Origin of the sequence: Acinetobacter sp. BSP-28 (assembly GCF_044130285.1) — a bacterium.
GTDB lineage: Bacteria > Pseudomonadota > Gammaproteobacteria > Pseudomonadales > Moraxellaceae > Acinetobacter.
Genome location: NZ_JBIQOB010000011.1, coordinates 55,908 through 68,213, shown reverse-complemented (window position 1 = coordinate 68,213; position 12,306 = coordinate 55,908). Strand labels below are relative to the sequence as shown.

Annotated in this window: 10 protein-coding genes; 4 read left to right on the top strand and 6 right to left on the bottom strand. The window is 41.8% G+C overall.

Going from position 1 to position 12,306, the window contains the following annotated elements:
* Positions 1-8 precede the first annotated feature (8 nt).
* On the top strand, positions 9-467 hold the full coding sequence (locus ACE01R_RS09875) for a hypothetical protein (RefSeq protein WP_395550835.1): 459 nt from the start codon (positions 9-11) through the stop codon (positions 465-467).
* Positions 468-1,113: 646 nt separating this feature from the next.
* On the opposite strand, the gene ACE01R_RS09870 is transcribed toward ACE01R_RS09875, so the two are convergent.
* From ACE01R_RS09870 to hemF, 5 genes are all read right to left on the bottom strand, one after another.
* Complete coding sequence (locus ACE01R_RS09870) at positions 1,114-2,073, bottom strand: YncE family protein (protein ID WP_395550834.1); 960 nt, start codon at positions 2,071-2,073, stop codon at positions 1,114-1,116.
* Positions 2,074-2,198: 125 nt separating this feature from the next.
* A complete protein-coding gene (locus ACE01R_RS09865) occupies positions 2,199-4,022 on the bottom strand; it encodes an acyl-CoA dehydrogenase C-terminal domain-containing protein (RefSeq protein WP_395550833.1) in 1,824 nt (607 codons plus the stop codon).
* A gap of 392 nt (positions 4,023-4,414) precedes the next feature.
* Positions 4,415-5,203, bottom strand: a complete 789-nt coding sequence (aroE, locus tag ACE01R_RS09860) for a shikimate dehydrogenase (RefSeq protein WP_395550832.1) — start codon at positions 5,201-5,203, stop codon at positions 4,415-4,417.
* A gap of 162 nt (positions 5,204-5,365) precedes the next feature.
* Complete coding sequence (locus ACE01R_RS09855) at positions 5,366-5,572, bottom strand: hypothetical protein (protein WP_395550831.1); 207 nt, start codon at positions 5,570-5,572, stop codon at positions 5,366-5,368.
* A gap of 279 nt (positions 5,573-5,851) precedes the next feature.
* Positions 5,852-6,796: an oxygen-dependent coproporphyrinogen oxidase gene (hemF, locus tag ACE01R_RS09850; RefSeq protein WP_395550913.1), complete on the bottom strand. Its 945-nt coding sequence runs from the start codon at positions 6,794-6,796 to the stop codon at positions 5,852-5,854.
* A 269-nt stretch (positions 6,797-7,065) separates the two neighbouring features.
* On the opposite strand from hemF, the gene hemN reads away from it, so the two are divergent.
* Entirely contained in the window at positions 7,066-8,430 is a 1,365-nt protein-coding gene (gene hemN, locus ACE01R_RS09845; protein WP_395550830.1) for an oxygen-independent coproporphyrinogen III oxidase, read from the top strand.
* A gap of 80 nt (positions 8,431-8,510) precedes the next feature.
* Here the strand turns inward: hemN and ribA are convergent, their stop codons facing one another.
* Positions 8,511-9,113 (bottom strand): GTP cyclohydrolase II, encoded by a 603-nt coding sequence (gene ribA, locus ACE01R_RS09840; protein ID WP_395550829.1) that lies wholly within the window; start codon positions 9,111-9,113, stop codon positions 8,511-8,513.
* 310 nt (positions 9,114-9,423) lie between these two features.
* Between ribA and dxs the strand changes: the two genes are divergently transcribed.
* Together dxs and ACE01R_RS09830 are read left to right on the top strand one after the other, a co-directional pair.
* The gene (dxs, locus tag ACE01R_RS09835) at positions 9,424-11,331 is read left to right on the top strand and encodes a 1-deoxy-D-xylulose-5-phosphate synthase (protein WP_395550828.1); all 1,908 of its coding nucleotides are present in this window, start codon (positions 9,424-9,426) and stop codon (positions 11,329-11,331) included.
* Positions 11,332-11,446: 115 nt separating this feature from the next.
* On the top strand, positions 11,447-12,277 hold the full coding sequence (locus ACE01R_RS09830) for an inositol monophosphatase family protein (protein ID WP_395550827.1): 831 nt from the start codon (positions 11,447-11,449) through the stop codon (positions 12,275-12,277).
* Positions 12,278-12,306 lie beyond the last annotated feature (29 nt).

Below are 12,306 nucleotides of genomic sequence, written 5' to 3'. Positions count from 1 at the left end.
TAAAATATATGCATGATATTGGTAAAAAAGATTTTTACTTTTCAATTGAAGAAAAAAACTCTAAAGAAGGTTTATTTTTTTTAACGGTAAATATAAATGGTACATCTTTTAGTGATTATGAAAATCCAATTGAAATATATCATTTCATGGAAAGTCTGGATGAATTGTTAAATACATCTACGTATTTCATAGATGGATTAGACAATGATAATATAGAGGAAAAGTTAATAGAAATTAAAAACTTAAAAACAATAGAATACTTAGAATTAGAAAAAAATATTACTGCTTTTGAAAATAGTGCTGTTAGAAGTAAAAATAAGGTTTTTTTCTTCTATAAAATACCCAATCATCCATTTTATGAACCAAATTTGGATATTAAAATAGGAGCTGGCTATGCAGACATTGTTCCAATCGAGTCAGTTCAGATTGCTTTCAATGAATTAAAAGAATATCTGCATTTAACATAATGGTCGTTATACGAAATTCGTTTTTAATATTACTTTAAGATCAGTATCTTATCTTAATTTATACCCTCTAGAACGCCCTCGTTCAACCGACTTAGAAACAAGTCGGTTTTTTTATGAGCGATTCTGGAATATTTCGCCAATAAATCAGATCAATGTCTAATCAAATTGAAACTTGGTTCAGTGTTCAAGGCTTTCCCAGGGCAAAACGATCCCAAATTTCTGCGGAAAAAATAGGGGCTGGTTTTTAATCAACCTTGTACGCATTTGCTCACATCAATTCAGGTTCTTTGCGTCTAGGTGATTTAGGGCTTATTTCTTATGATAGGAGACATAGAGAGCAGGATGCTCCAAAAAAATAAAAACAAAGATAAGCACAAGGAAGGGTTAAGGTACGACAGGAGTTATACCAAGCTAACCGATACAAAAAAAGCCCGACAGGATGTCGGGCTTTTACTTTATATGCAATGAAAAAGAGCGCTGAAGCGCTCTTTTTCATTAACGATATTTAAATATTATGGGCCATTGTCATAATGTTTGTCTTTTTTAAGAAATTTTTGAGGTCTTTTTTATTAAAGTGAGCATGATGCATACCATTCCTAAATAGAGAGTAGTCTGAAAGTATTCAGCTTTTTTTAAATCTATTGTTTTATTTGTTAATTTTCATTCGATAAATACGCCCTAAGAATTGTCTATCCTTGCCTATGGCATATAACACATAGAGCTGACGGTTTTTTGGATCGACCGTTAAGCCCTCAGGTTCCCAGTATTGTATTGAATGATTCGATGACATATTAAAATGGCCCAGTGTCACATGATCCATTTTTTGAATCAGTTTTCCTGCGAAGTCATACACATAGATTTTTTTCGGACCTTTATTTTTATTACCGCTTAACAGGTATATATAAGTTCCATCAGTGCTCAGCCCTTGAAATGCACACCGATCATGAGTGAAACCTGAATCAATAGGCCATTCATCTTCATATAAAAAGCGAATATCGGTTAAATTTTTTTTGCTAATAAGATCGAATTTAAAAATACGGATGACATTGGTTTTATGGTTGTTACCGCGTACCAGCAGATATTTTCCATTCGGGGTAAAGGTCGGCATGGTATTGGTAATTTTATTGTATCTTTTATCAAATACCTGAATCACTTGAGTATGACTGGGTTCTGCATTAGGCATGTATTGAAATTTTAAGATATACCAACCTTTATTCGGGATGGCTGAACCAGCAGAGGCAAAAAGAAAGTCACTCTGTGGATCGACCGAAATGCCTTGATGACCAATCAGGGATGAAGGTTTTTGCACATCTTGCGCCGACCATAAATTTGAATCTTGAAAATGAAACCGATTAATCACACCCTGTTCTGGATGGCCCTCCACATGCGTGGTATACAGCACCTTTTGTCTTTGATCGATCGCTAGACCTTGAACAATATGCTGGTTCCCCAATCCTGTTCTGATCAGGGTAATGGGTTCGGCAGCATCACCCAAATTGGCAGAGTGAGGAGAATCCATATCTTGCTCAAGATGATGGATATTCAAAGGCACAGTTGCACTATAGGGTTGATAAAAGCGACTTAGAATTGAAAATAATTTTTTCATCTAAAAGGCGGCCTGATTCTTTTTTATTATTCTATGCTTTTGAAAATAGGCTATGCATTTAGATTATTGTAGCGCATAAAAAAGAGCACCGAAGTGCTCTTTTATTTTGACTTAAACTTTACAGCTTAGTAGTCAAAGCTAAAGTGTTCAGGCGCCAATGAAGTCATAGTCTTCGATGGATTGACCATTGCTTCGGCATGACCTTGGGTACGTGGCAACATGCGTTCAAAGTAGAAATCAGCCGTTTTGATTTTTGCTTTGTAGAACTCTGGCACTTCCTGGCCTTCACCAGCAGCCAGTTTTGCAGAAGCTACAGCTGCTTGTTGAGCCCAGAAATAAGCCATCATTACATAGCCAGAGAACATCAAGAAATCAACCGAAGCAGAAGACACGATGTCGCGGTCTTTACGTGCAGCAAGCATGATACGAACGGTGAGTGCATTCCATTGCGCGCAAAGTTTGGTCAAGTCCCAGGCAAAACGGCGCATGTATTTGTTACGTGCATGCTGACCACAGAACTTCAAGATTTCAGCCGTGTAATCACGAATTACTTTGCCCTTAGAGGTTAAAAGGACTTTACGGCCAATCAGGTCAAGTGCCTGAACACCGGTTGTACCTTCGTAAAGGGTAGAGATACGTGAATCACGTACAATCTGTTCCATACCCCATTCCTTGATGTAACCATGACCGCCATAGACTTGCATACCATGATTGGCAGCTTCATAACCCAATTCAGTCAAGAAACCTTTCAGGATAGGCGTGTAGAAACCCAAGTGATCATCATGTGCTTCATAGGCTGCAGTATCACCATGCATTAGAGCATCTGCCATTTTGTCGGCAATTTGCGCGGCATAATAAATCATTGCACGACCGCCTTCAGCAATCGCTTTTTGAGTGAGCAGCATACGACGAACATCAGCATGATGAATGATCGCATCAGCTACTTTTTCAGGATCCTTTTTACCTGAAAGGGCACGCATGGACATACGCTCTTTGGCATAAGGAAGAGCACCCTGGAATGACAATTCAGCATGTGCAATACCTTGGATGGCTGTACCAATACGAGCCGTGTTCATGAAGGTGAACATGGCATGTAAGCCTTTGTGTGGCTCGCCAATCAGGTAACCGGTTGCATTGTCAAAATTCAAAACGGCAGTCGCTGAAGCACGGATACCCATTTTGTGTTCGATTGAACCGCAGCTTACAGGGTTGCGCTCACCCACTGAGCCATCTGCATTTACAATGAATTTTGGCACGATGAACAGCGAAATACCTTTGGTACCTGCAGGTGCATCTGGAAGGCGAGCAAGAACGATGTGAATGATATTTTCAGTTAAATCATGTTCACCGGCAGAGATGAAAATTTTAGTTCCTGAAATGGCATAAGTACCATCAGCCAAAGGTTCAGCTTTGGTTTTCACCTGACCCAAGTCAGTACCACATTGTGGTTCAGTTAAACACATGGTGCCTGACCATTCGCCAGTCACCAGATTTGGCATATAGGTATTTTTTTGTTCCTCGGTACCAAACTGAAGAATGGTGTTCATACAGCCTACGCTCAAACCCGGATACATCTGGAATGACCAGTTCGCGGTACCCATCATTTCTGATTTGATCAGGTTTAAAGATTGAGGCAGGTTTTGACCGCCAAATTCTTCAGGGAAAGAAAGACCTTGCCAGCCGCCTTGAACGAATTGATCATACGCTTCTTTAAAGCCTTTTGGTGTTTTTACTTCACCATTTTCAAAGTGGCAGCCTTCTTCATCACCAGATTGGTTAAGTGGAGAAAGTACGTTTTCACAGAAATCTGCCGCACCTTCAAGAATCATGTCTACAGTGTCAGCATCTGCTGCTTCACCATTTGAAAGCGCTTTATAATGTGTTGGGTAATCAAGCACTTCGTTCATTAAGAAGCGAATGTCGTGCAAAGGGGCTTTATAAGCTGGCATAGTGTTAATCCTAATTTAGAAATAGTATTGGATTATCCGAATCGATAATTTGATTATTCACATTGTTGATTAAAATACATTGATGATGCAGCCTGAGAAAAATGTCAGAAAGGCTAATTTAAAATATTATGATTCAGCTTCAAGTTTAAATAATTATATGCTTTTATGCGATTTTTTGTGCATGCTACTTTCGGTTGATAATATAAAAATATAATTAAATAAAGATGTTATTGTAATTTTTGACAGAAAGAGAATAGATTTTTTATTTTTCTCAGAAGGAATATCTGTAAATTTATACAGATGTCATAAAATCCAATTGCAAGCCATTTATACTGATAAAAACTGAAAAGAAGCAGAGAGTTACTTCTTTTCAGTTATTTAATTAATACTATTTAAAGAAAATCTTTGAGTTCAGGCTTGACCCCGTTCCAAATCGAAAAAGATTCAATCGCTTGTCCAACCAGCATGCCATAACCTTCTGAAGTTGGAACACCGCGGGCTTTGGCTTGATCTAAAAAGCTGGACGGCTTGCCATAAGCCATTTCATAAGCATGCTTAAACTGTAAAGCTTCAGGTAAAACCAGAGCATCACCGGTTAAACTTGCCGAAGTTGCATTAATGACAATGTCAAAATTGCCCGTCAGATCATTTAATGAAATTGCTTCAAGAGTAGCTTGCGGCACAGCGGGTTTTAAATCGGCAACCAGTTGTTCGGCACGGGCTAAAGTCCGGTTGGCGATGACGATTTTTTTCACGCCTGCCTGTACCAGGGGATAGACGACGCCACGGGTTGCACCGCCCGCACCAATAATCAATAGCTCGGTATTGTCGAGCTTCCAGTCCAGGGCTTTGATGGCATCGACCAGACCTTGACCATCGGTATTATCACCATACAGTTCGCCATCTTGCATCCATAGGGTATTGACTGCCTTGGCAATTTTGGCACGCTCGGTTAATACCGCGCATGCTGCAAAAGCTTGCTCTTTAAAAGGCACGGTCACGTTCATGCCAATCCCACCCTGAGCAAAGAATTGCTGGATATTGGCTTCAAAGCCATCCAGTGGCGCAAGGCGTTTGCTATAGATCAGGTCAATGCCAGTTTTTTCTGCAAAAGCATGATGCAGTTCTGGAGAACGTGATTGTTCAATGGGATTGCCAATTACGGCAAATTGTTTGCTCATTTCACAAGGTCCATGTGCGGAAATGGCATTTAATATACGTGATTTTTCCCCCACGCTAAAGCCAGCAAGAAGAGGAAAAACTAAAAAGGGGGGATGTGGGAAATCGTTGCTGTTTAATGATTTTTACAATGGGTCGCAATGAAGCGGTCAATTTAAATGCTATTAAGGATTACAAATTTCGTGAATGGTATCTTCAAGCCACATCGCGGCAGTAAAAAACAGGGCAAAACCTGCAAATACGGTAAAGGTAATTGACAAGCTATCTGCAAGGGTATTGTGTGAAAGCAGAGTAATGGTGATAGAACACACGATCAGGGTCAAAATAGACCAAAATAGAATGACTTTGTGATTTAAAATCGTATTGAACATGGTTATCTCCCTCAAGCATGAATTGTTGTATTTGTGCATGCTTTTAGCTTTGTGATCTTGAATGGATTGACTCAGTCTAAACGATTTTTGTGACACACTCGTGTCTGGTGCTGTAAGGAAATATGTCAGCTTTTATTGTATTAATGACATAGTTAAGTGTCTTAGTTTACTTAAGATATTGATTTGATTGTTTAAATATTTGAGATGTTGATTTGATTTTAAAATTTATTTCAGTGGAAAAATCCCTTTTTCTGCTATGAAAAAGGGATAAAAACTTTTTTATTTTTTAAGTTCAGTCAGCCAATCGTGCGGTTTTAAATAATAGTCAGTTAAGCGTTTTTCAGGCGAATTTTCATCCCACTCAGGACGATAAGACCAGGCAGCAAGCGGGGGCATACTGACCAAAATGGATTCAATTCGGCCGCCAGTTTGTAACCCAAACAAAGTTCCACGGTCATAAACCAGGTTATATTCGACATAACGACCACGACGGTAAAGCTGGAAGTCACGTTGTACTTCGGTATACGGTTTATCTTGGTTACGTTTAAAAATAGGCAAAATCGCTTCTAGATAACCATTACCTACAGCCTGCATATACTGAAAGCAGGTTTCAAAATCCCACTGGTTTAAATCATCAAAGAATAAGCCGCCAATGCCACGCTGTTCATCTCGATGCTTTAAATAGAAATAATCATCACACCATTTTTTGTGTTCTGCATAAACCGTATCGCCAAATGGTGCGCAAAGGTCATGGGCCTTTTGATGCCAAGATAAAATATCTTTATCATCAGGGTAGAATGGGGTCAGGTCAAAACCACCACCAAACCACCATACCGGATCCTGACCTTCTTTTTCAGCTACAAACAGGCGCACGTTGGCATGCGAAGTCGGGACATTGGGATTCTTCGGATGAATCACTAAGGAAACACCCATGGCCTGAGCTTTGGCACCAGCAATTTGTGGATGGCGCTCTGTGGCCGAAGCCGGAAGTTTGGAAATGTTGATGTGAGAGAACATCACACCGCCTTTTTCAATGACGCTACCGTTTTGCAAGACACGTGAACGACCACCACCGCCTTCAGGGCGCTGCCAGTCATCAATCTCAAATTTAGCCGTGCCACCGCCGGCTAGTTCTTGTTGTTCAAGGGCAGCACAAATACGTGCCTGTAAATCGACTAAAAAATCACGCACACGTTGAATATCATTAGAAGTCGGATGTTGCATCGGAACGCTCAGAATCATTATGAAGGAACTCATCACATCAAAACATAAATTGCATAAAAGATTAAGGATTTTTATGCAGCATGTTTTTTTATTGAAATATGGAGACATTCATTTTGTTCAGACTTTGATTCGAAGTTGGCGCTGAAAAATATTCCGACTAGATCACTAGGTTGAATTCTATGCGCAAGCTCAGCAAAATGAGTTGAATGTGATAAAAAATATTGGCTCGGTTATCTACCGGCTGTTGCAGTGAAGAGTGGATGGTTCATATGACGAGTTCTTTAATTCAAAAATATAATGTGCCGGGACCCCGTTATACCAGTTATCCAACGGTGCCGTATTGGGAAGCCGAGCCATTTTCACTTGATTTGTGGAAGCAGACCTTAAAGTGTTCATTTGATGAATCTAACCAGAGCGAAGGCATCAGTCTGTATATCCATCTGCCTTTCTGTGAAAGCCTGTGTACCTTCTGTGGCTGCCATAAACGTGTCACGAAAAAGCATGAGATGGAACAGCCTTATATTCAGGCCGTGCTGAAAGAATGGGACTTGTATTGTCAGCTGTTAGCCACAAAACCGAAAATTAAAGAAATTCACCTGGGCGGCGGCACACCGACCTTCTTTTCCGTTGCGCATTTACAACAGTTGATTCAGGGCATTTTAGCCAATGCAGAAGTTGCTGCGGAGCATGAATTCAGTTTTGAAGGACATCCTAACAACACCACGCGTGAACATTTACAGGCCTTATATGATCTGGGTTTCCGTCGGGTCAGCTATGGGGTGCAGGACTACAATGAAATGGTGCAAAAAGCCATCCACCGTATTCAGCCTTTTGAACATGTACAGCGTGTGACGGAGTGGGCACGCGAGATTGGTTATACTTCCATTTCACATGATCTGGTGTTTGGTTTGCCTTTTCAGAATCTGCAAGATGTGCTGAATACCATTGATCAGACCAGCAGTCTAATGCCAGACCGTTTGGCGTTTTATAGCTATGCTCATGTGCCGTGGATCAAGGGCAATGGACAACGCGGTTTTAAAGATCACGATGTACCTAAGGATGAACTCAAGCGCCAGCTCTATGAGGAAGGCAAAAAGCAACTTCTTGGTCATGGTTACCATGAAATTGGTATGGATCATTTTGCCTTAACTCAGGACAGTATGTATCAGTCTTTTCAGGCCGGGAACTTGCACCGTAATTTTATGGGCTATACTTCATCTAAAACGCAACTGATGATTGGCTTGGGGATTTCTTCCATTAGTGACAGCTGGTACAGCTTTGCGCAAAATGAAAAAAAACTGGAAGATTATTATGCACGTCTGGAGCAGGATGAAATTCCAGTGGTCAAAGGTCATGTGCTGAGTACAGAGGATTTAATCATCCGTAAACATATCTTGAACTTGATGTGTACTTTTACTACATCTTGGGCATCGAAAGAGATGCAATTTCCTGAATTGCCCGAAGTTTTACTGCAACTTGAAGAAATGCAACATGATCAATTGTTACAGATTGATGAGCAGGGCATCACCGTAACAGAAAAAGGTAAACCTTTTGTGCGTAATATTTGTATGGCTTTTGATTTGCGCTTAAAACGCCGTATGCCAGAGAATCGCATTTTTTCGATGACGATTTAAATCCCTACAAACCTCCCTTTTAAAGAAGACAACTCCCTCCTTTAGCAAAGGAGGGTTGGGGTGGATTTGTAAAAAGGATATTAAAAATCACCTTTCTTATACATATGTGCCATACGTTCATGCTTGGTTTTTAAATACTGGGCATTAAACGGATTCAAGCCGACAGTCAGCGGAACGCGGTCAACCACATCAATGCCCAGCTCTTGTAGTGCCTGAATTTTTGAAGGGTTATTGGTAATCAGTTTGACCTGTTTTACCTGCAAATGGTCGAGCATGATGGTACACATGTCATAACGTCGTGCATCTGCGGGCAAGTTCAGCATCAGGTTAGCATCAACCGTATCGTGTCCCTGATCTTGCAAGGCATAGGCACGAATTTTGTTGGTCAGTCCAATACCGCGACCTTCCTGACGTAAATACAGAATCACGCCTTGACCGACTTCATTAATCAGTTTCTGGGTGGCTTGCAGTTGCGGACCGCAATCGCATTTCAGTGAAGCAAAGGCATCACCAGTTAAACACTCAGAATGAATTCGTACCAATACCGGCTCAGTGGGCGGTATATCCAAACCTTTAGAAAGTGCTACATGTTCTTCACCCGTTTTAGGGTCTTGAAATACCGTGATTTTAAATTCACCAAAAGCGGTTGGTAATCTTGAAGTCGCGACAAATTCTATGGGCACTGCTTAACTCGTTAAATAGTTCATTAATTAGCTAAAGTATAGCTGAATGATTGGACATTAGTTGAATTGTAAAGATGAATTTATGCAGAAGATTTTCTTTTTTGTATAAAGCGAACGATAATGGTTGATAAATAGTAAGATTATTCAGGATAATCTCGCTCATGAACAAACACCCAGTGTAGAGATTTGCCTCTAAACTGCATCGCTAGAAATGTGGCTGATTTAAAGGTGATACAATTCGATCATTATGCTCGAATAAACCCATTGACCTAGCTTAGGATTTGCCAGGCTTTAGAAGGCTTCGCCATTTATGTTGTATACAGAAATACCGACTCACCGACCTGTAACTCCGTTGCTGGATGCGATTGATCATCCGCAACAATTACGATTGCTCGAGCACAGCCAATTAGAACAAGTGGCGGATGAGTTGCGTCAGTACATTTTGTATGCAGCAGGGCAAAGCGGTGGACACTTTGGTGCCAACCTGGGTGTAATCGAACTGACGGTGGCTTTGCACTACTGTTTTAATACCCCGCATGACCGCCTGATTTGGGATGTGGGTCATCAGGCCTATCCGCATAAAGCCTTGACTGGTCGCCGTGAACAGTTGACCACCATTCGTGCCAAAGATGGTCTGGCAGCCTTCCCGGCGCGTGAAGAATCGATATTTGATACCTTTGGGGTAGGCCATTCTTCTACGGCAATTTCTGCCGGTTTAGGCATGGCACTGGCCCGCCGTTACCAGAAAGACCCTTGTGAAGTGGTCTCGATCATTGGGGATGGTGCAATGACGGCTGGTATGGCTTTTGAAGCCATGAATGATGCCGTTGCACATGATGCCGATTTAATCGTGGTATTAAATGACAATGACATGTCCATTTCATGCAGCACCGGTGGTTTTGCCAAACATTTGGCAGCCATTTGGGAACGTGGTCAGTCGGTAAATGTGTCGGATGAAGGCGAAGCCTATGTGCAGCCTCATCCAGCCTGGACTTATAACTCGCGTTTACATAGTGCGGCAACAGATGCAGCAGACAACCTGTTTAAGGCCATTGGTTTTGACTATTTTGGTCCATTTGACGGTCATGATGTCAATCAACTGGTCCAAGTATTTAATGCCTTGAAAAAACGAAAAGGCCCACGTTTAATTCATGTTTATACCAAAAAAGGTAAGGGCTTTGCGCCTGCGGAAGCCGATCAGATTAAATACCATGCCATCAGCAAAATAAATGCAGCAGCTTCAAGCAATAAAGCACCTAAATATTCCGATGTCTTTGGACAATGGCTGTGTGATGAAGCTGCACAAGATGAGCGCTTGCTGGCCATTACACCGGCGATGTGTGAAGGTTCAGGCATGGTGAAGTTTGCCAAACAGTTCCCGGAACGCTTTTTTGATGTGGCGATTGCCGAACAGCATGCCGTGACCTTGGCGGCAGGCATGGCCTGTGAAGGTTTAAAACCGGTCGTCGCGATTTATTCGACCTTCCTGCAACGCGGTTATGACCAGTTGATTCATGATGTGGCTTTGCAAAACCTGGATGTGACTTTTGGTATCGACCGTGCCGGGCTGGTGGGTGAAGATGGTCCAACCCATGCTGGTGCCTATGACTACGCCTTTATGCGTACTGTTCCGAATATGGTGATCATGGCGCCTAAAGACGAAAATGAATGTCGTCAAATGCTGCATACTGCTTATTTATACAATGGTCCTGCGGCGGTACGTTACCCGCGTGGTAATGGTGTAGGAGTTGAAATTCAGCAACAATTGACCGCTTTAGAGATTGGTAAAGCCGAAATTGTGGCGAGTTTTAATGAGTCGCAAGAAGATCAGATCAGCATTCTGGCATTCGGTAGCCGTGTCACTGTCGCCATTGAAGCAGCACAAGCATTGGCTGCTGTTCATGAAGTTGGGGTGCGTGTGGTGAATATGCGCTTCGTTAAACCGTTGGATGAGCAGATCATTGAACAACTTGCAGCAACTACCAGTTTATTTGTCACCGTAGAAGAACATGCTGTTATGGCAGGTGCGGGCAGTGCGGTAAACGAGTATTTGGCCCAGGCGCAAATTGTTAAACCAACATTGAATTTGGGTCTGGCGGACGTATTTATGCATCAGGCCTCACATGCACAGATGCTGCAACAGGCCGGGCTGGATGCCAAAGGTATTGAAAAATCAGTTGAATTAGCCTGGTTAAAGCTTGTGCAGTCGGTGTCCTGATCAGTTTAAAAATTTTAGAAACATTTTTTCCCTAAAAGCCCTCATATTTGCTAAAATGTGAGGGCTTTTATGCATTATTCTTTATCAATATCTTCAAATTTGTAGTGGGTGTTCAATGGAACCTATGGTGGTGATGGCTGCGCGTGCGGCTCAATTAGTTGGTCAAGAGCTTTTAAAAGCGCATCAAAATCGTCATAAACTCGATCTACAAGTCGAAGAAAAAGGGATTGATGGTCCAGTAACGCGTGTAGACCGTTATTTGGAACAGTTGACCATCGATACTCTACGTAAAAGCTATAAAAACCACAGCTTCCTTGGTGAAGAGTTTGGTCTGCAAGAAGGTAAAGGTCACGACGCTGATTGGTGTTGGGTGATCGATCCGCTTGATGGGACTTTAAACTTCATTAACGGTTTCCCACATTTCTGTATTTCTATTGCTGTTCAGCACAAAGGTGTGACTCAACACGGTGTTATTTATGACCCTGTGAAAGACGAGTTATTCTCTGCCAGCCGTGGTCGCGGTGCAATGTTGAACCAACGCCGTATTCGCGTAAATGTTAAAGACAGTCTGGAAAATACTTTCCTTGCTGTAGGTCATGCTTACCGTGCAAAACGTAACGGTGAAGTGATTTCTTATGCGAAAAACCATTTCGACTCATTATTAAACGTGACTGAGGCGGGTGCACAATACCGTCGTGCAGGTTCTGCTGCATTAGATTTGGCTTATGTGGCTGCAGGCCGTTTGGATGGTTATTTTGAACTGGGTTTGAAACCTTGGGATATCGCTGCAGGCGAGTTAATCGTGAAAGAAGCGGGTGGTACTGTAGTGGATGCACGTGGTGGTGCCGATTCTATGGAAAATGGTCAAGTACTTGCTTGCTCTATGAAAATGCTTAAACCTTTAATGCAGGCTGTTGTTCCAGCTTGGGGTGACGCAGCGAAGTAAGATCGATTGAATCGAGTGATATGACAAAG

What these genes read in the sequence shown, in the direction of transcription:
- ACE01R_RS09875 (WP_395550835.1), top strand. Translation starts at nt 9, where the DNA reads ATGCATGATATTGGTAAAAAAGATTTTTACTTTTCAATTGAAGAAAAA.
- ACE01R_RS09870 (WP_395550834.1), bottom strand. Translation starts at nt 2,073, where the DNA reads ATGAAAAAATTATTTTCAATTCTAAGTCGCTTTTATCAACCCTATAGT.
- ACE01R_RS09865 (WP_395550833.1), bottom strand. Translation starts at nt 4,022, where the DNA reads ATGCCAGCTTATAAAGCCCCTTTGCACGACATTCGCTTCTTAATGAAC.
- aroE (WP_395550832.1), bottom strand. Translation starts at nt 5,203, where the DNA reads ATGAGCAAACAATTTGCCGTAATTGGCAATCCCATTGAACAATCACGT.
- ACE01R_RS09855 (WP_395550831.1), bottom strand. Translation starts at nt 5,572, where the DNA reads ATGTTCAATACGATTTTAAATCACAAAGTCATTCTATTTTGGTCTATT.
- hemF (WP_395550913.1), bottom strand. Translation starts at nt 6,796, where the DNA reads ATGCAACATCCGACTTCTAATGATATTCAACGTGTGCGTGATTTTTTA.
- hemN (WP_395550830.1), top strand. Translation starts at nt 7,066, where the DNA reads ATGACGAGTTCTTTAATTCAAAAATATAATGTGCCGGGACCCCGTTAT.
- dxs (WP_395550828.1), top strand. Translation starts at nt 9,424, where the DNA reads ATGTTGTATACAGAAATACCGACTCACCGACCTGTAACTCCGTTGCTG.
- ACE01R_RS09830 (WP_395550827.1), top strand. Translation starts at nt 11,447, where the DNA reads ATGGAACCTATGGTGGTGATGGCTGCGCGTGCGGCTCAATTAGTTGGT.